The 18,848-nt window shown below is 40.6% G+C and carries 20 protein-coding genes and 1 pseudogene; 11 read left to right on the top strand and 10 right to left on the bottom strand.

Annotated features, from left to right (window positions below):
- Positions 1–88 precede the first annotated feature (88 nt).
- From OVN23_RS03555 to OVN23_RS03525, 7 genes are all read left to right on the top strand, one after another.
- Positions 89–913 carry a KilA-N domain-containing protein gene (locus OVN23_RS03555; RefSeq protein WP_078748291.1) on the top strand — a complete coding sequence of 275 codons (825 nt, stop codon included), beginning with the start codon at positions 89–91 and terminating at the stop codon, positions 911–913.
- 160 nt (positions 914–1,073) lie between these two features.
- Positions 1,074–2,240: a tyrosine-type recombinase/integrase gene (locus OVN23_RS03550; protein ID WP_267240527.1), complete on the top strand. Its 1,167-nt coding sequence runs from the start codon at positions 1,074–1,076 to the stop codon at positions 2,238–2,240.
- A gap of 160 nt (positions 2,241–2,400) precedes the next feature.
- On the top strand, positions 2,401–3,345 hold the full coding sequence (locus tag OVN23_RS03545; protein ID WP_000815623.1) for a magnesium transporter CorA family protein: 945 nt from the start codon (positions 2,401–2,403) through the stop codon (positions 3,343–3,345).
- Positions 3,346–3,356: 11 nt separating this feature from the next.
- The gene (locus OVN23_RS03540) at positions 3,357–4,034 is read left to right on the top strand and encodes a DUF1129 domain-containing protein (protein WP_173219197.1); all 678 of its coding nucleotides are present in this window, start codon (positions 3,357–3,359) and stop codon (positions 4,032–4,034) included.
- Between the two features lie 123 nt (positions 4,035–4,157).
- Entirely contained in the window at positions 4,158–4,352 is a 195-nt protein-coding gene (locus OVN23_RS03535) for a hypothetical protein (RefSeq protein ID WP_267240526.1), read from the top strand.
- Positions 4,327–5,361, top strand: coding sequence for a S66 peptidase family protein (locus OVN23_RS03530; RefSeq protein WP_267240525.1), 1,035 nt, complete (start codon positions 4,327–4,329; stop codon positions 5,359–5,361). The genes OVN23_RS03535 and OVN23_RS03530 overlap by 26 nt, the downstream gene beginning before the upstream one ends.
- A 105-nt stretch (positions 5,362–5,466) precedes the next feature.
- A complete protein-coding gene (locus OVN23_RS03525) occupies positions 5,467–5,730 on the top strand; it encodes a SemiSWEET family transporter (RefSeq protein ID WP_000166114.1) in 264 nt (87 codons plus the stop codon).
- 84 nt (positions 5,731–5,814) lie between these two features.
- Here OVN23_RS03525 and OVN23_RS03520 read toward each other — a convergent pair whose 3' ends face one another.
- From OVN23_RS03520 to mutL, 3 genes are read right to left on the bottom strand one after another with little or no spacing between them, the layout of a single operon-like run.
- A complete protein-coding gene (locus OVN23_RS03520; protein WP_000166611.1) occupies positions 5,815–6,378 on the bottom strand; it encodes a DNA-3-methyladenine glycosylase I in 564 nt (187 codons plus the stop codon).
- Positions 6,379–6,387: 9 nt separating this feature from the next.
- Positions 6,388–6,981: a Holliday junction branch migration protein RuvA gene (gene ruvA / locus OVN23_RS03515; RefSeq protein ID WP_000273417.1), complete on the bottom strand. Its 594-nt coding sequence runs from the start codon at positions 6,979–6,981 to the stop codon at positions 6,388–6,390.
- Positions 6,982–6,996: 15 nt separating this feature from the next.
- On the bottom strand, positions 6,997–8,946 hold the full coding sequence (mutL, locus tag OVN23_RS03510) for a DNA mismatch repair endonuclease MutL (RefSeq protein WP_267240523.1): 1,950 nt from the start codon (positions 8,944–8,946) through the stop codon (positions 6,997–6,999).
- A gap of 310 nt (positions 8,947–9,256) precedes the next feature.
- Here mutL and OVN23_RS03505 point away from each other — a divergent pair, with 310 nt between their 5' ends.
- From OVN23_RS03505 to OVN23_RS03495, 3 genes are all read left to right on the top strand, one after another.
- Positions 9,257–9,697, top strand: coding sequence for a LytTR family DNA-binding domain-containing protein (locus tag OVN23_RS03505; RefSeq protein WP_000861971.1), 441 nt, complete (start codon positions 9,257–9,259; stop codon positions 9,695–9,697).
- Entirely contained in the window at positions 9,694–10,152 is a 459-nt protein-coding gene (locus OVN23_RS03500) for a DUF3021 domain-containing protein (protein ID WP_267240522.1), read from the top strand. The genes OVN23_RS03505 and OVN23_RS03500 overlap by 4 nt, the downstream gene beginning before the upstream one ends.
- A gap of 203 nt (positions 10,153–10,355) precedes the next feature.
- The gene (locus OVN23_RS03495; RefSeq protein WP_267240521.1) at positions 10,356–11,618 is read left to right on the top strand and encodes an NRAMP family divalent metal transporter; all 1,263 of its coding nucleotides are present in this window, start codon (positions 10,356–10,358) and stop codon (positions 11,616–11,618) included.
- A 284-nt stretch (positions 11,619–11,902) separates the two neighbouring features.
- Here OVN23_RS03495 and nrdI read toward each other — a convergent pair whose 3' ends face one another.
- The 5 genes from nrdI to OVN23_RS03470 all read right to left on the bottom strand — a co-directional run bounded on the left by nrdI (position 11,903) and on the right by OVN23_RS03470 (position 16,605).
- Positions 11,903–12,373: a class Ib ribonucleoside-diphosphate reductase assembly flavoprotein NrdI gene (nrdI, locus tag OVN23_RS03490; protein ID WP_000849609.1), complete on the bottom strand. Its 471-nt coding sequence runs from the start codon at positions 12,371–12,373 to the stop codon at positions 11,903–11,905.
- A gap of 77 nt (positions 12,374–12,450) precedes the next feature.
- Positions 12,451–12,984: a hypothetical protein gene (locus OVN23_RS03485; protein WP_000729017.1), complete on the bottom strand. Its 534-nt coding sequence runs from the start codon at positions 12,982–12,984 to the stop codon at positions 12,451–12,453.
- 60 nt (positions 12,985–13,044) lie between these two features.
- The gene (locus OVN23_RS03480) at positions 13,045–14,331 is read right to left on the bottom strand and encodes a response regulator (protein WP_173251604.1); all 1,287 of its coding nucleotides are present in this window, start codon (positions 14,329–14,331) and stop codon (positions 13,045–13,047) included.
- An 11-nt stretch (positions 14,332–14,342) separates the two neighbouring features.
- Complete coding sequence (locus OVN23_RS03475; RefSeq protein ID WP_319946276.1) at positions 14,343–16,013, bottom strand: sensor histidine kinase; 1,671 nt, start codon at positions 16,011–16,013, stop codon at positions 14,343–14,345.
- A complete protein-coding gene (locus OVN23_RS03470) occupies positions 15,991–16,605 on the bottom strand; it encodes a YesL family protein (protein ID WP_112444529.1) in 615 nt (204 codons plus the stop codon). Before OVN23_RS03470 ends, OVN23_RS03475 begins: the two co-directional genes overlap by 23 nt.
- Positions 16,606–16,739: 134 nt before the next feature.
- Here OVN23_RS03470 and OVN23_RS03465 point away from each other — a divergent pair, with 134 nt between their 5' ends.
- On the top strand, positions 16,740–17,309 hold the full coding sequence (locus tag OVN23_RS03465; RefSeq protein ID WP_267240520.1) for an MptD family putative ECF transporter S component: 570 nt from the start codon (positions 16,740–16,742) through the stop codon (positions 17,307–17,309).
- A gap of 29 nt (positions 17,310–17,338) precedes the next feature.
- On the opposite strand, the pseudogene OVN23_RS03460 reads toward OVN23_RS03465, so the two are convergent.
- Both OVN23_RS03460 and OVN23_RS03455 read right to left on the bottom strand, forming a co-directional pair.
- Positions 17,339–17,577: pseudogene (locus OVN23_RS03460) on the bottom strand (ABC transporter permease); the annotation flags it as partial.
- 16 nt (positions 17,578–17,593) lie between these two features.
- Positions 17,594–18,838 carry a transporter gene (locus OVN23_RS03455; protein WP_267240519.1) on the bottom strand — a complete coding sequence of 415 codons (1,245 nt, stop codon included), beginning with the start codon at positions 18,836–18,838 and terminating at the stop codon, positions 17,594–17,596.
- Positions 18,839–18,848: the final 10 nt, after the last annotated feature.

The following is an 18,848-nucleotide window of genomic DNA, read 5'->3' as shown; positions in this document are numbered from 1 at the left end:
TGCTTCAAGCCTATATAAGCCCCATATCTACTAATTTTATTGATGTCAACAAATATCAACCACTTACAATGTTTTAGAAAGGACTACCATGGTTAAAATCAACGCAAACGGTAAAGAAATCACTTTACTAGCCAATAATACTGATTATATCAGCTTGACCGATATAGCTAAATATAAAAATAGCGAAGATCCTAGAATAGTCATATCAAACTGGCTTAGTAGTTACGCTACTATAGATTTTTTAGCAACTTGGGAAAGTATTAATAACCCAAATTTTAACCGTATGGAATTCCATACGGTTAGAAATGAACCTGGTAGGCTTGTAATGACTTCTAAACAATGGATAGAAAGAATGAACGCCATCGGTATCACTTCAAAAGCTGGCCGTTACGGTGGAACATATGCCCACTCAGACATAGCCTTTGAGTTTGCTTCTTGGATTTCCCCAGAGTTCAAACTCTACATCATTCAAGACTATCAACGGCTTAAACAAGAAGAGGCCTATAGAAATCAGTTAGATTGGCAAGTGAACCGCTATATTTCAAAACTCAATTACACAATACAAACTGATGCAATTAAAGAAAATATTGTCCCAACACTCCAGCCGTCTCAAATATCATACGCTTACTCCTCTGAAGCTGACTTGGTTAATGTTGCCTTGTTCGGTATGACTGCCAAAGAATACAAGAAAGCTTTCCCAGAAAAAGACGGCAATCAGCGAGATAATGCCACTATTGAACAGTTATTAGTTCTTAATAATTTACAAAGTCTTAACGCTGAAATGATAAAACAAGGGCTATCACAAAGCAACCGCCTAACTGAACTCAATAGAATCGCCAAAGAACAGTTAGAGGTACTTTACAAAAACAATCAAAAAGCTCTGGACAATCTAAAACGCCTAGCCGATAAATAGCCCCATATCCGCCTTGTTTCCTACTCTGGTATTATTTACCGTCTGACTATTTAAAATTGAATACAGGGCAATCTGTGAAGCCCTAGCATGATATAAACCACAATCTAAAACCTTTTTGATAATAGCTTGCCTGCTGATGTATTTTAGAAAGGTTTAAATCATGAAAATAACTGAAGTTATAAAAAAAGACGGTAGTAAAGTCTATCGTGCTAATGTATATCTAGGAGTTGACCAGGTAACAGGAAAGAAAGTTAAAACTAAGGTAACGGGGCGGACACAAAAAGAAGTTAAGCAGAAAGCTACTCAAGAAAAAATAGCTTTTCAAAAAACAGGATCCACTAGACAAAAAGCTGTTACCATAAAAAACTATCAAGAATTAACCAGTCTCTGGTGGGAAAGCTATAAGAATACAGTTAAGCCAAACACTCAAGGAAACGTTAGAACGCTAATAGATAAGCACATATTGCCTATTTTTGGGGCTTACAAGCTCGATAAGCTCACTACTCCACTTATCCAGTCCATTATCAACAAACTTGCTGACAAGACTAATAGAGGGGAAAAGGGGGCTTTTCTACACTATGACAAGATACACGCTTTAAATAAACGTATCTTACAGTATGGCGTAACCATGCAAGCTATACCGTCTAATCCTGCGCGTGATGTTGTTTTACCTCGCAACACTCAGAAAGCAAAGCGCCGAAAGGTAAAACACTTTGAAAATCAAGAACTAAAAAAGTTTCTTGGTTATCTCGATAATTTAGATAGCGATAGATATCGTTACTACTATGAGACAACGCTCTATAAGTTCCTATTGGCTACTGGTTGCCGTATCAATGAAGCTTTAGCTCTTTCCTGGTCTGATATAGATTTAGATAATGCCGTGGTACATGTTACCAAAACACTAAATCGGGATTTAGAAATCAATAGCCCAAAATCTAAGACTAGTTATCGGGATATAGATATAGATCAAGCGACTGTTAGCATGCTAAAACAGTACAAACTACGCCAAACTAAAGAGGCCTGGAAGATAGGGCAACGTGAAAGTGTAGTATTTTCTGATTTCATTCATGAGTATCCTAGCAGTTCAAGACTTAAAAGAAGATTGCAAACACATTTTAAGCGTGCTGATGTTCCTAACATTGGATTTCACGGATTCCGTCACACTCACGCTAGTCTCTTGCTTAACTCTGGAATACCATACAAGGAACTCCAGTACCGCCTAGGTCATTCCACTTTATCAATGACCATGGATATATATAGCCACCTCTCAAAAGAGAACGCAAAAAAAGCAGTCTCATTCTACGAAACTGCACTAAAAGCACTATAGGGGGAGCAAAAAGGGGAGCAAATTTTAAAATCAACATTTCAAGACAAAGTAAAAATCCAATAGCAACAGGATTTTTGTTAGATTTATTTTGAAAAAGGCCGATTTTATAGTATAATAGTACGGTGTGAAAAAATATGAAAAATGAGAAAGGATAAGGGATATGAAACAAGTTTTTCTCTCTACAACAACTGAATTTAAAGAGATCGATACGCTTGAACCGGGTACTTGGATCAATCTCGTCAATCCGACTCAAAATGAATCACTCGAAATCGCTAACGCCTTCGATATTGATATTGCCGACCTTCGAGCACCGCTCGATGCGGAAGAAATGTCTCGTATTACGATTGAAGACGAGTACACCCTGATTATCGTTGACGTGCCGGTCACAGAAGAAAGAAATAACCGCACCTACTACGTAACCATCCCGCTTGGTATTATCATCACCGAGGAAACCATTATCACTACGTGTTTGGAACCATTACCGGTCCTCGATGTCTTTATCAACCGTCGATTGCGTAATTTCTACACCTTCATGCGTTCGCGTTTCATCTTCCAGATTCTCTATCGCAATGCAGAACTTTACCTAACAGCCCTTCGTTCGATTGACCGCAAGAGTGAACAAATCGAAAGTCAACTGCATCAATCAACTCGTAATGAAGAATTGATTGAGCTCATGGAATTGGAAAAAACCATCGTCTATTTCAAGGCTTCCCTCAAAACAAATGAGCGTGTGATTAAAAAATTGACCAGCTCAACCAGCAATATCAAGAAATACCTTGAAGACGAAGACCTGCTTGAAGATACCCTGATTGAAACTCAACAGGCCATCGAGATGGCAGATATTTATGGAAACGTCTTGCATTCTATGACAGAGACCTTCGCCTCTATCATTTCTAACAACCAGAACAACATCATGAAAACCTTGGCCCTTGTGACCATCGTTATGTCCATCCCAACCATGGTCTTTTCTGCCTACGGGATGAACTTTAAGGATAATGAAATCCCCCTAAACGGAGAGCCAAATGCCTTCTGGTTAATCGTCTTTATCGCCTTTGCTATGAGTGTCTCGCTCACTCTCTATCTCATCCATAAAAAATGGTTCTAAGAGGAGTTCCTATGTCTCAGATTGATCTACAAAAATTAACTAAGAAAAACCAAGAATTTGTCCACATCGCTACCCAACAATTCATCAAAGATGGAAAAACAGATGCTGAAATTAAGGCTATTTTTGAGGAAGTTATTCCCCAAATCCTTGAAGAGCAAGCCAAAGGCACTACTGCTCGTTCCCTCTACGGTGCACCAACTCACTGGGTTCACAGCTTCACTGTCAAGGAGCAATATGAAAAAGAGCATCCAAAAGAAAATGATGATCCAAAACTCATGATTATGGACTCAGCCCTTTTCATCACTAGCCTCTTCGCCCTCGTCAGCGCCCTCACAACCTTCTTCTCAGCAGATCAGGCTATCGGTTACGGTTTGATTACCCTCCTGCTAGTTGGACTGGTTGGTGGATTTGCCTTCTACTTGATGTACTACTTCGTTTACCAATACTATGGACCAGATATGGACCGCAGTCAACGCCCACCTTTCTGGAAATCTGTACTGGTTATCCTAGCTTCTATGTTCCTTTGGTTGCTTGTCTTCTTTGCAACAAGCTTCCTACCAGCTAGCCTTAACCCAGTACTTGCTCCAGTGCCGCTGGCTATTATCGGAGTAGCCCTCCTAGCCCTTCGCTTCTATCTCAAGAAACGCTTGAACATCCGCAGCGCAAGTGCAGGACCAACACGTTATTAAGAAGAATCATAAAAGCAACTGCAGGTGCGGTTGCTTTTTCACTACTTTCTTGATTTAAAAGCATTCTTCTGAAATCCCACATAGCTCTATCTAATCTTTTGTGATAAAATAGGCTCATACTCAATGAAAATCAAAGAGCAAACTAGGAAGTTAGCCGCAGGTTGCTCAAAGCACTGCTTTGAGGTTGTAGATGAAACTGACGAAGTCAGTAACCATACATACGTCAAGGCAAAGCTGACGTGGTTTGAAGAGATTTTCGAAGAGTATCAATCTATTTCTAGGAGGATAAAATATGATTTCTACTATTGGTATTGTTAGTTTATCTAGTGGCATTATCGGAGAGGACTTTGTCAAACACGAAGTGGACTTGGGTGTCCAACGTCTCAAGGACTTGGGACTCAATCCTATCTTTTTGCCCCATTCGTTAAAAGGATTAGACTTTATCAAGAACCATCCTGAATCTCGTGCAGAGGATTTGATGCAGGCCTTTTCTGATGATAGCATCGACATAATCCTATGCGCCATCGGTGGAGACGATACCTATCGCTTACTTCCTTATCTTTTTGAAAATGACCAACTCCAAAAGGTTATCAAACAAAAAATTTTTCTTGGCTTCTCGGATACAAGCATGAACCATCTCATGTTGCATAAACTAGGAATCAAGACTTTTTATGGTCAATCCTTCTTAGCAGACATTTGTGAATTAGACAAAGAAATGCTAGCCTATAGCCTTCACTACTTTAAAGAATTGATTGAGACGGGAAGAATCTCAGAAATCCGCCCTAGCGACCTTTGGTATGAGGAACGAACTGATTTTAGTCCCAAGGCTTTGGGAACATCTCGTGTCAGTCATGCAAATACCGGCTTTGAGTTGTTGCAAGGAAATGCCCAATTCGAGGGGGAAATCCTCGGTGGTTGCCTCGAATCCCTCTACGATATCTTTGACAACTCTCGATACGCAGACAGCACGGAGCTCTGCCAAAAATACAAACTTTTCCCTGACTTGTCAGACTGGGAAGGAAAGATCCTCTTGCTAGAGACAAGCGAAGAAAAGCCTGAACCAGAAGACTTCAAAAAGATGTTGCGGACTTTAAAAAACACTGGGATATTCGAGGTCATCAGTGGACTCCTGGTCGGAAAACCTATGGATGAAACTTTCTATGGCGACTATAAAGAGGCACTATTGGATATTATTGACAGCAATATCCCGATTCTCTATAATCTAAATGTTGGCCACGCAACTCCAAGAGCAATTGTCCCCTTTGGCGTCCATGCCCACGTAAATGCACAGGAACAAGTCATTCGTTTTGACTATAACAAAAAATAAATAGTTTCTCTATTTTTGTGCTTTTGTATTCGTTTTCGTTACAATTTGTATCTGAATTTATTGCATTTCGCTAATTTCTATGTTATCCTTTTGAAGGAGGTGTATATGACAAAACAAAAAATTAATCGAATCGTAGGTTCTATTGGTGCCTTTATTGGAATTATAGTATTTATTGCCTACATACCTCAAATTATCGCTAATTTACAGGGAAATAAAGCTCAACCATTTCAACCTTTATCAGCTGCTATATCTTGCTTAATCTGGGTTATTTATGGATGGACAAAGGAACCTAAGAAGGATTGGATACTAATCATTCCAAATTCAGCTGGTGTTATTTTAGGTGGAATCACTTTTTTGACTTCACTCTAACAAATCTAATAGTATATATAAAAAGCTGGGAAAAATTTCTCAGCTTTTTTCTATATTCTCAGATATGCTAGTTACCTGTACACACTAATTCCTGCTTTTCCATTCACAATCATTCTCGTGGTCATCAACTAGTCCTGCAGCCTGTAGAAAAGACAAGACGGCGACTGGGCCTGTGAACTTGAAACCTCTTTTTTTGAGATCTTTGGCTAATTTCTCAGACAAAGCGGTTTTAGCTGGGGCTTGGCGATAATCGGGAACATCATTAATGACAGTTTTCCCCTCAACAAAAGACCAAAGATAGGCATCAAAAGAGCCATATTCTGCCTGTAGTCGTAGAAAGGCTTGGGCGTTAGCGCGTGTAGCAAAAATCTTGGCTCTATTTCGGATGATAGCTGAATTATCCAGCAAAGCTTCCAATTCGGTGTCAGTCATCTCTGCGACCACTTGAATTTGATAGCCATGAAATGCTTCTCGGAAAGCTTGACGTTTGTTTAGTACCGTTTCCCAAGACAGGCCTGCCTGATAGGTTTCCATACACAACAACTCAAACAATGCTTGGTCATCATGGAGGGGCTGCCCCCACTCCTCATCATGATAGGCAATGTAGAGCTGATTGGTCATCTTGACCCACGAACAACGTTTTGTCATGCTCTGCTCCTATTTGACCAACATTTTAAGGGCCGACTTGATATAGTTCTCAGCTGTATCTGTCGTTCCTTCAAAGAATTTCTTGATTTTCTTTAGCTCGGTTGCCTTGTAGCCCAGAGCCAACATGGCTTCCATAGCTTCTTCCAGTTCTTGGTTTTCAGCGCTAGCTTGCACTGCCACCTTGGCAGGAAGGTCATCTCCTGCAACTACTACCTTGCCTTCCAAGTCCAGCACCATCTGCTGGGCTGTTTTCTTACCAATTTTAGGGAACTTAGTTAAGTAGGTGATATTCTTAGTCTCAATCGCTTGAACCAAGCCAGCATTGTCATCGGCAGCGATAATAGCAAGAGCTGATACAGGACCAATCCCAGATACCGAAATCAGACTGAGAAAGAGCTTTTTCTCGTCTTCTGAGCGAAATCCATAAAGCAGATGAGCGTCCTCACGCACGACTTGATGCACATAAATCTGAGCCTCCTGATTAACCTGACCTGAATAGGCATAAGGATTGGCCACATGCAGGATATACCCGATACCATTGGTTTCAAGAACAATGTATTTAGCAGTGATTTTGGTAATGATTCCTTTTAGATATTCGTACATAGTTTTCCTTTTAGTTTAATATTTCCCCAACTCACGGAGACTGGTGTGATTTTCCTGAATGCGTCGGAACATCTTTTCCATATCCGACTTGGTAAAATGCACTAAAACAGGACGCCCGTGGGGACAATTGTAGGGATTGTCACATTGAGAGAGCTGATAGAGGAGCTGTCTAGCCGAATGGTCGTCAATACGATGGTTGGCCTTGATGGACCGCTTGCAGGACATCATAATAGCCAACTCTGCCCGGTATTTCTTGATCGAAACTTCCTTGGTCAAAAGGAGCATGTCGCACATTTCATAGATGCCTGATTCAATCTCTTCTTCTGCCATCCAAATAGGATGTTCACGTAGAATAAATTGATTTTCTCCGTACTCTGCTAGAAAGACGCCCACTTCCTCTAAGAGAGGCATTCTTTCCTTGAGACGCAGGGCATCATCCGCAGGAAATTCAAAGATATAGGGCACTAGGAGTTGCTGCTGGCTCTGGTCAACATCACCAATGCTTTCACGATACTCCTCGTACTTAACCCGTTCCTGAGCCGCATGTTGGTCTATGATGTAGAGCCCATCTCGCCCTTGGGCAAAGAGATAGGTCCCATGCATCTGTCCGAAAAATTCCAATTCTGGGAAGCTTGATGATTCTTCTCGCTCCAGCTTGTCATAGGCCTTATCAAGACTAGCTAGGTCTAGCTCTGGATGGTCTAATTGGTCATAGTTAGCAGGCTTTCTCTCTGCAAAATGCAGTTTTGCTGGCTTGGTCAATTGGTCCAAGGTTTCCTTGGCAAATAAAGTTAAATCCTGTCCTTCCTCAGTTAATTCAACCTGATAATCAGCCACCTCAGCTTGGCTAGGTCTTGTCGGCTCTGTTTGCTCATAGTAGAGAGTATTTTCTTTGAGTGGGAGAATGGTCTGCTCCACCTTTTGACGATTACGCACAGTCGATTTGGCAAGATTCTCCAAAGCATCTGGAATCAAGGTTTGCTCCTTGAGACTATTTGCAATAGCTTCTGAAACCAGGGTCATCAGTTCTTTTTCCTTGGAAATCCGCACCTCTTGCTTAGTCGGATGCACATTGACATCCGCTAGATAAGGGTCGATATGAATGTGAATGACAGCCAGTGGAAAACGGCCTACCATGAGCTTACTTCCGTAACCATCTAAAATAGCACGATTGAGTAGGAAATTCTTGATATAACGACCATTGATGAAAAGGCTGATATAGTTGCGATTGGCCCGAGTTAACTCAGGCAAGGACACAAAACCTGAAATTTCGAAATCAAGGTCAGAATTCTCAATTTCAATCATCTTCTTGGCACTCGCCAAACCGTAAATCCCTGCAATAGCTTGGCGCAGTTGACCAGTCCCTGCTGTCCGCGTCATTTCCTTACCATCACTAATCAAACTAAAAGAAATCTCAGGATGGGCCAAGCCCAGACGGTTGACAATATCAATGATATGAGACAACTCTGCTTGCTGGCTCTTCATATACTTGAGGCGGGCAGGCGTGTTGAAGAAGAGATCCTCTACACAAACCTTGGTTCCCACAGGACTAGTCGCTGGGATGACTTCCTCAACTTCACCCCCACGCGCGACTAACTTGGTTCCATGACTAGCACCATCCACCGCCGTCAACAAAGTCAAGACACTAACAGACGCAATAGAAGGCAAGGCTTCACCACGAAAACCAAGCGTCCGAATTCGAAAGAGATCTGCCTGATTTTTTATCTTACTGGTCGCATGACGACGCAGAGCCAGCTCTACCTCATCGTGGGCAATTCCATGGCCATTATCTGTGATTTGAATTTTCTTGAGACCAGCTTCCTCAATCTCAATGATAATCTGGCTAGAGCCAGCATCAATGGCATTTTCTACCAACTCTTTGACCACACTGGCAGGACGTTCAATGACCTCTCCTGCCGCGATCTGGTTTGCCAACACCTCTGGCAATTCAATAATATGAGACATCTTTCGGCCCCTTTCCGTATCTATTTTCCTAGAAATTGATTAGTGCTATTATACCATATTTCAGAAAGGACAGAAAAGCTCCACCACATAGGAGCCAAATCCCTCCACATAAACAAAGTCCCTTGCCAGGGGGCATAAAATAGTGGTATACTCAATAAAAATCAAAGAGCAAACTAGAAAGCTAGGCGCAGACAGTACTTTAGTACGGCAAGACGACGCTGACGTGGTTTGAATTTGATTTTTGAAGAGTATTAATAAAGATGTACAAGAAGTGAGATTAATTTTGTATGAAAAACAAGGAGAGAAATTTATGAAAGTAGAACTACAGATTAGTGAGACTTACGAAGAGGAAAAGTTGATTGTTCAAGCACCTCAGCCCACAGATAAAGTCCAGAAAGTCATCGAGTTTGCAGAAAATCTTGACCGAAAAGAAAAAATCAAAGGAAAAATCGATGATCAGGTCTATCTCGTTGAGATTGGTAAGATACAACGCTTCTATATCGAGAATCGGAAGGTTCTAGCAGAAACGGCGAGTCAGACCTACAACATTGATTTACGGCTCTATCAAGTCCTTGAACTCCTGCCAACCAATTTTATCCAAATTTCCCAATCAGAAATCATCAATATCGATTCCATCTCTCATCTCAAGCTCACCCCCAACGGCCTGGTAGAAATTTTCTTGAAAAACGAAAGCTTCACCTACTCTTCACGCCGTTACCTAAAAACCATCAAGGAGAAATTAGAACTATGAAAAAACAAATCTTCCACGACGCAGCTGCTGGTATCCTCATCGGCCTCATCCTCTCTATCATCTTTTCACTCATTTATGCACCAAATACCTACGCCCCGTTAAGTCCCGACTCTCTCATCGGACAAGTGATGACTCAACATCAGGTTCACGGTGCCCTGGTCTTGCTCTACTGTACTCTTATCTGGGCAGCCATTGGTATTCTCTTCAACTTTGGCAAGCGATTATTCAGCCGTGACTGGAGCATGCTTCGTGCCACTCTGACTCATTTCTTCCTTATGCTGGCTGGCTTTGTCCCACTAGCAACTCTAGCAGGTTGGTTTCCTTTCCACTGGTTCTTCTATCTCCAGCTCATTATCGAGTTTGCGATTGTTTACCTCATCATTTGGGCTATTTCCTATAAAAGAGCATCAAAAAAAGTGGACCATATCAATCAACTCTTGGAGCATAGAAAGTAAGAACCTCATAATAAGCAAATCCGAGAAAGAAACTTCTCGGTTTTTTTATCCTGCTACACCTTACTATCATAGCAGTTATTTTCAGATCTTCTTTGTAAATTTTCTATCTTTTTTCAAAATCATCTTGCATTTTCCCAAAGTTTTTTGTAGAATATAGATTACATATCCAGATTATTCTGAAAATTCAAAAAGGAGCATCTATCATGTCGCAAGCTATTTCGTTAAATCAATCAACCTGGACAAGTAAACTAAAAGCAATGGGGCCTGGAATCCTAATGGCTTCTGCCGCTGTTGGCGGTTCTCACATTGTATCTTCCACTCAAGCTGGTGGTTCTTACGGGTGGTCTCTACTACTCTTGGTCATCTTAGCCAATGTCTTTAAATATCCATTTTTCCGTTTTGGTGCTGAATACACCGCTGATACTGGAAAGACTTTGGTTGAAGGTTATGCCGAAAAAGGAAAACTCTATCTCTGGATTTTCTTTATCCTCAATGTCTTTTCGGCTATGGTCAACACAGCTGGTGTCGCCATTCTGTGCTCAGCTATCATCACCAGTGCCTTCCCAATGATCGGTCTTAGCATCACTCAGTGGTCTCTCATTCTCGTTGCAATCATTTGGGCTATGCTACTCTTCGGAGGCTACAAACTCTTAGATGGTATGGTCAAATGGATTATGTCTGCCTTAACCATTGCGACTGTTCTTGCAGTTATCATCGCAGCGGTCAAGCATCCAGAATACAGTTCTGATTTTGTCGAGAAGACACCTTGGCAAATGGCAGCTCTGCCCTTCATCGTCTCCCTCCTAGGATGGATGCCGGCTCCTATTGAAATTTCAGCTATCAATTCACTTTGGTCAGCTGAAAAGAAAAAGACCGTCAACTTTAACACCGAGGACGCTCTATTTGACTTTAACGTTGGTTACATTGGAACAGCTATCCTAGCTGTGTTCTTTGTAGCACTGGGAGCATTGATTCAATATCCTACAGGGCAAGCAGTTGAAGCCGCTTCAGCCAAATACATCTCTCAATTCGTGGGCATGTATGCCTCTGTTCTTGGCGAATGGTCCCGTTACTTGATTACCTTTATTGCCTTCCTGTGTATCTTTGGAACAGTTATAACTGTTATCGATGGCTATTCTCGCGTCAATCAGGAATCTCTCCGACTGCTAATCAGTCAAAAAGAAGACAATCGTAAATCTTTGAACATCTGGATGACCATCACTGCTATCATCGGTATCATCATTATCAAGTTCTTCGCTGGTCAGGTTTCAACCATGCTCCGCTTTGCCATGATTGGTTCTTTCCTGACAACACCATTCTTCGCTCTTTTAAACTACGCCTTGGTAACGCGTGAAAACAAAAATCTTCCTTCTTGGCTCAAACACCTTGCCATTGCAGGATTGATTTTCCTCTTTGGCTTCGCCATCTTCTTTATCTACGCACTCGCAATCGGAAAAGCAGCTTAACTGACAAGCGCGAGATGAAGATAATACTCTTCGCAAATCAAATTCAAACCACGTCAACGTCGCCTTGCCGTACTCAAGTACAGCCTGCGGCTAGTTTCCTAGTTTGCTCTTTGATTTTCATTGAGTATAAGGTTTCATTTCAAGAGAAAATGCAGCAAATATTTCTATGATAAAAAGCATAAGAACAAGGTTTTGAAGACCTGAACTTATGCTTTTTTACGTTCTCAAAGACTGTTTATATTCAAAAAACAGTTGAAAAATCCCAAGCGCCTCTTATATTGACTTTAATTTTCCTTTTCCAACTCATACAAATCTGCGATAATCGCTGCGACACGTTTGATATCTTCCAGCATGCCTCGCATTTCAAAGTCAGCCAAGACAGGAAAGCCAAAACGTTGACTGTATTGCTTGGCTGTCAGGCAGTATTGGTTATTAAAGTTACGATTTCCTGAACCAACTACGCCAAAACACTTACTAGCATTATCGCCATAGGCTATAAAATCCCCAACGGGTGTCGTCAAGATCTCGACATCTCCGTTATCAACGCCATTCCCACCTTCGAGATAGGTCGGCAAAAAAGCGACATAGGGATGGTCCATCTCATAGAAATTTTTACCTTCCTTGACCAAATCCTTGATATGAATCTTTTGAACCTCAATTCCCTCGTACTGGGACAAGAGATAATCTTTCAAGCGCGTCACAAAACTTTCAGTGTTGCCACTCAAACTAATATAAACTAAAGAAATTGTCTTCATATGTACCTCCATGATTTTATTTTTAATCGAAAAAGAACTACCAAGATTGTATCTTGATAGTTCTTTTTTGTCAATACTTAGGCAAGATTTTCTGCTTCCTCTTCTTCTGCCAAGGCTTTCTGTTGTCGCCACATCTTATAGAAGACAAGAGCTAGGAAGAGAATATTGATGACGATATAGAAAATGCTGACAGCTTTTGAACCAATACTCATTGTCAAACGCATGGTCTCATCTTGAACCAACTGCACAGCGTCCTGTAAACCAACATAGCCATAAATCGAACCGATAATAGCTAACAAAACATAGCCAACGTAAGTATAGTTTGCATATTGCAAATTCTTACGAATAAGGAAGACAATCGCTACGACCACTAAAATAGCAGATAGCACAATCAAGGCCATATTAAAAATAGAATGATACGCTTCTGCTACTCCATAGTTGTAATTAAGCTGGTCTTCTAATTGCTGAGCACTGACCCCTGCAACTTGTTTCTGAGCGGCACGAAGAGCTTCTTTGCTAGGTAAGGGACTCAACATTCCAAACAGAGACATTGCTGAAATAAGGGCAGACAAGATTAACAAGACCCATAGATAAATCGGTTTCTTTTTCATGATAGAACCTCCTAATAATATTATTCATATTATAGCACTTTTTGTAAAGGAATACAAATCTTATAGTATCGTTTCTACCTGTTTTCGGTAGGCTTTTGGCGATTTTCCGCACAATTTTCGGAACACTTTATAGAAATATCCAAGGTTACTGTAACCAACAGCATAACAAATATCTTCGATACTATCACTAGTCGAAAGCAAGAGCTGCTGGGCAGCCTTAATACGTTGTTTGTTTAGTAACTCTGCAAAGGTCGAATCGGTTTCACGCTTAATCAACTGTCCTAGATAGACAGGATTGATAAAGAGGGCCTTACTGATATCCTTGAGGGACAGCTCCTTTTGGTAATCACGACCAATGACTTCCAGCACACTGACCACATTTTCATTCATACGGTATTGACCGAAAAAGCTGGTCAGAGTTTCCTTGATATAAGAAACCAATTCATCGAAGGATTGAATAGCATGAATGGTTTTGACAATGTCCGTCATATCATCAGCTTTGAGATGTTCAAACAAGTGAAAGACATCCATGACAAACTGGATAAAAAGCTGTTTGGTAATCGGAACACGCGGTGTATTTTCAAGAACCACCTTCTCCAAAAGGTTCAATTCTTCCACGATTTGATTGAGATTCCCCTGAATGATAACCCTATAAATCGGTTCGTAGTAGGCAAAGAGACTCTGAGACTGCTGTAGATTTACAGAGCCGTAAAAGAGGGCTTTCTCAGCATTCAGCTTCCAGCGTTCAAAGTGTTCTTGATAAGGAGCTTCAAAAGGTGTAACGACCAAACCATCTAGGGGTTGGTCAGAAATGAAAATCTGCCAATCTTGACCCAAGACATAGTAGGGAATAGTGAAGGAGCCCTGTTTTTCCTTTGAAAGACCTATCCACCAATTCTCCTTACCACCTAAATAACTAACAAATCCAGCATCGTCTAAATCTTGACTGAGGGTCTGACTTTTCTTACCTCTCTCGCCGAGCTGACCTGCAATCTTCTCCAGCAGATTTCCTAGCTCTACCTTATCAACAGGCTTAACCAGATAGTCCACCACACTAAGGTTCATAGCTCTTTTTACATAATCAAACTCCTGATAACCTGACAGCAGGATATAGGCAGCATCTGGTAAGATTTCTTTCATCTCTCGAATCATATCAAGCCCTGTTTTGTCGGGCATATTGACATCGGAAATGACCACATCGACAGGATTTTCCTGAACATATTCTAGGGCTTCATCGGCATGACTGGCTGTTGCGACGACCTCCATATCCCACTTATCAAAGGGAATCAAACGTTTCAGACCTTCTGTCACCATGTACTCATCATCTACTAATAATACTTTATACATTTTCTCCCTTTCTACTCATCTTGAATTGTAATACGATACTGAACACCTGCTTGCTCTGCAGAATCTATAGTAATAGCATATCGATCCCCAAAATAGAGCACAAAACGCTCATGGACATTGACAATCCCGATAGACTGCTTTTGATCACTGTAACTGGCTTGGTGTTCAAAATGTCTCTGACTTAATTTTTCTCTAATACTTGTCAGTTTTTCAACCGACATTCCACGGCCATTATCGACCACCAAAATTTCTACAAAACCATCCTGTTTAAGCGCCTTGATGCTAATCACATTATCTGTCCGTCTGTGGTCAACACCATGCGCGAAATAATTTTCTACCAGCGGTTGCAAGGTAAACTTAGGAATCTTCATATTCTCTAACTCTGGTTCTATCTTGAAACCATAGGCAATGGACTTGGGATAGCGAACCATGCAGAGATAGCTATATTTACGGCAAAATTCTAATTCCTGTTTGAGAAGAGTTTCTCTTTCGTCAGAAATATTGTTACGCAAGAGACTACTGAATTCATAAATGATATCTGCTAACTCATCTTGACTCTGCATAACTGCATACATGCGCAAGAACTCCAGCGTATTATACATAAAATGAGGATTGATTTGCGCCTGCAAGGCTCGCATATTGGCATCTTTTTGACTGAGTTCTAGCTGGTAAATATCATGGATATTCTTTTCCAATCGATCCAACATATCATTGGTTGTCTCCGCGATTAGGAGTAATTCCTGATCTTTCTCGGAAATGTCAATCCGACGACCCTCTTCGCCTTGAGCAATGACTTGAATGGATTCTACTAAATCCACCACCTGCTTTTGGTAATTAGCAAAGGTCTGCCTCAACGTCAGATAAAGAATGACAATAAAGAGAAGGCTCAAGCTCACAATCAAAGCAGAGCTAGTCACTGTTCCTTGTAAAACAAAGTTTTTGGGAACTGCCACCTGAACCTGATAACCATGAGAAGTTAAGCCAACTAGCCAATTTTCACTCTCCTTATCAACTGTTTCACCAATATGAAAAATCTCCGTATCAAAAGGTGAGGTCACTGTTACTGCCATCGGAGTATGACCTCTAGTATTATCAATGGCATGGTATAAAACAGCAGGATCCAAGGAGATGTAAATCACTCCTAAGTCTTGATCTGACACTGGATCTGACACCGGAATGGCAAAACTATTTCCTGCTGGTTTGAAATCCTCAGCCCTGATTTTTTCTCCACTACGTTTGTCTTTAGTAGAAACATAGACTTCCTTGTAATCTTGAAAAGCAATGGCCACCCCAGTTACAAAATCATTTCGAACATAGAGGTCATCAACATTTTCATGCAGAGAGACCGATACATAAGGCGAAGCTTTCCGCTCTAATTGCCAGTAAAAATAGTCTGGCATGCTAAGGCTAAAGTATTTATAGATTCCCTCAATACGAGCTTGATTTTCAACTAAAGCCTGAGCTATTTGGGTTGACTCTCTATGGTAATATTCAATTTCACTCACTGTTCTAGCAGTTACACGCTGGGCTACTCTCTGGGCTTCCTTTTCCCGTGAATCCCAGTCAGCATAGGAGAGTAAGATTGCAAAACTCGCAATAATAATGATCATAACTGAACTGTAGGTTCGCAGAAGCGTATGTAGCCAAAACTGTTTCATCCTACTTTGTCGCCAATTTTTCATGAATACTTTCATAGACCGGTTCCAACATATCACTGATAAAGAAATGCCACATCCCAATTCCTACAAAAAATAGCAGGGCAGGCATATAGTAACCAATTGCCACAAGTAGCACGGTTCCAAGGAGAACCTTGGCCACAGCTGCTAGACTCATAAAGATGCCAATCAAGGATAGTTTGAGACTATTTCGATAAGACAAGTCAAAATAAACTTGTAATTTCAAAGATACTGTATAAGCCAAAAAGATCAGGGCAACTACTAGAACATTAAAAAAGGTCGCAATCAAATGAACGATGGTCTGATGAGGCAATTGAACCAAGAGATACAAGCCATAGACCAAAACTAAATCCACTCCTAGAAAGCTATAGAAAATCAGGTTGCTTGAGACAAAATTTTGCTTATAAAGAGGCCAAGCCTCCTTCAAACTGTATTCCCGAAAGCTATAACCATGTTCTGCATACAAGCTCATCAAGGTGGCACTAGCCGGCGCTAGACCAAGGATAATCCCTCCTGCTAAAGTTAATAGCCAAAAGAAGGCTGTCGCAATCATCCCTAAAAAGAAACGATTAAAGACAAAGTCTAAAAATCTCCCCATGATACCCTCCTAAAAATAACTATGAAACCATTATATCATATTTCAAGCGTTTTCAAAAACTTCTACTATCCATTTACAATCCCACCAAACCATGGTAAAATGAGAATTGTGAAAAAATGATCAGGAGACAATTCATGAAGAAATCTATCTTAACTACACTGCTTTTTGCAGTTCTTTACTTCCTCTGCATGGGGATTGGTGTCCTTTTGGGCAATCTCTTTGACCAAACTGGAAACATGTTTTATGCGCCTGCCTTTACTGCCCTTGTCGGCGGTAACGTCTATATGATCCTAGTCGCAAAAGTTCCGCGCTTTGGAGCCATTACCACTATCGGCCTTGTTATTGCTCTCTTTTTCTTGGGAACTAAACACGGTGCTGGTGCCTTCCTTCCTGGAATTATCTGTGGCCTCCTAGCAGATGGAGTAGCTAACCTCGGAAAATACAAGGACCAAACAAAGAACTTCCTTTCTTTCCTTATTTTTGCCTTTAGTACAACAGGACCAATCTTGCTTATGTGGATTGCGCCCCAAGCCTATATGGCTACCCTTCTAGCAAGAGGAAAATCACAAGAATATATCGACCGTATCATGGTCGCGCTAAATCCTGGAACCGTCCTTCTATTTATCGCAAGTATTGTCATCGGAGCCCTAGTTGGTACCTTGATTGGGCAAGCCTTGAGTAAAAAATTGGCACAGAAAATCTGATTACTAAAAAAGAGCCAGGCGGCTCTTTTTTATTTATGGCTCAAGACTTAGTCAAGAAATCTCCCAAGAATTGGATTGTAAAGATAATCAAAATGATAATGATAGTTGCCAAGATGGTCACATCGTGATTGTAACGGTTAAATCCATAAGCGATGGCTACGTTACCGATACCACCAGCTCCAACCGCACCGGCCATGGCCGTTTCCCCAACAAGGGAAATCAAGGTCACAGTTGTCACGCGAATCAAATCTGGAAGACCTTCTAGTAAGCCTGATTTGCCTAGGTTAAAATTTTTTACCCGAAAAACTTCTTTTTTCTAGTGATAAAATCAACCCTATCACACTCACTACCAAAAACACACACCAACAAAGCCTGATATCTTGTAAAGCTAAGAAGGAAAATACAGACATCCCCAAGGGTAATGTTAGGGAAAAAATCATACTCAAGAGATTATTACTTCTAGCTAATACATCCGCGCTCAAATTAGACAATAACAGAGTATCTAATTTAGGCATTGATTTCGACATCAAATACATGACAAAGGCTAAGCAAACAACACCTACTAGAGGAGAAAAATCTAAAATATTAGCAGTAGCAAGCAAGACAAACAGACTTGCATTGAGCGATAGCAAACTTGAAAACGACCATTTACCAAAATAATCATTGGGGGTTAGGCTACCAAGAATAGCTCCTCCCAAACTAACACATTCAATTAAAAATAGAGCTTGAGCATAGCTGAGATGATAGATAGTATGGTCTAATAAGTAAAAGTGATAAATACCTCCAACAGCTCCTCCCAAAGTATTCATCACTAAAATGACAAGAATCATTTTAAACAAAGATTTACTTTCTCTCTGCCTAAAGATATCATCCATGTCCGCATAGATTACCTTAACTTGTTGAAGTAAACTAATCGACTTATCCTCTACACTTACAGACAAATGCGTCAATTCTCTTCTATTTTTGAACAAAATGAGAGAAGATAGTAAAAAGAAGCCAGCATTCACAATTGCAACAAAAGAAAAATTTTGACTACTGGTTGTGAGTAGCCACACTCCTAAGGCTTGACCTCCTAGATTTGATAAATAGGAGACAAACTGAGTAAAGGAATAAGCTTCATAGAGCTTATCTTCAGAAATATTATGCTGGATAATCGGCATACGAAGACCTGCTGTATAATCTGATAAAATATCTGAACAGATATTAACCATACAGATAACAGCAAACGTTACGAAGTTCTGATCATGAATCACACTAGCAATCAAAAGAAATAGTAGGCTTTGCACACAACCAACCCAGATAATTGTCCCTGCTTTATTCCGAGTATGATCAGCCTTAATCCCAACATAAAAAGTAAATAGGAAAGGTAAAATCGTAATCATATTCGCCATAAATACAGCTATATTTTTAAAGGGTAGACTCGCAGCATAAACGATAAATACCAGATTATAAATATAAGCTCCACTTGAGCTTAAAAACCTCGATAAGGTCAGTATCCTAAATAAATGATGTTTTAAGAATAGTTTCATAACAGGGCTT

The sequence above is a fragment of the Streptococcus sp. Marseille-Q6488 genome (genome assembly GCF_946902925.1).
Taxonomy (GTDB): domain Bacteria; phylum Bacillota; class Bacilli; order Lactobacillales; family Streptococcaceae; genus Streptococcus.
Note: the sequence above shows the minus strand (reverse complement) of the source record. Positions and strands in the feature narration are given on the sequence as shown.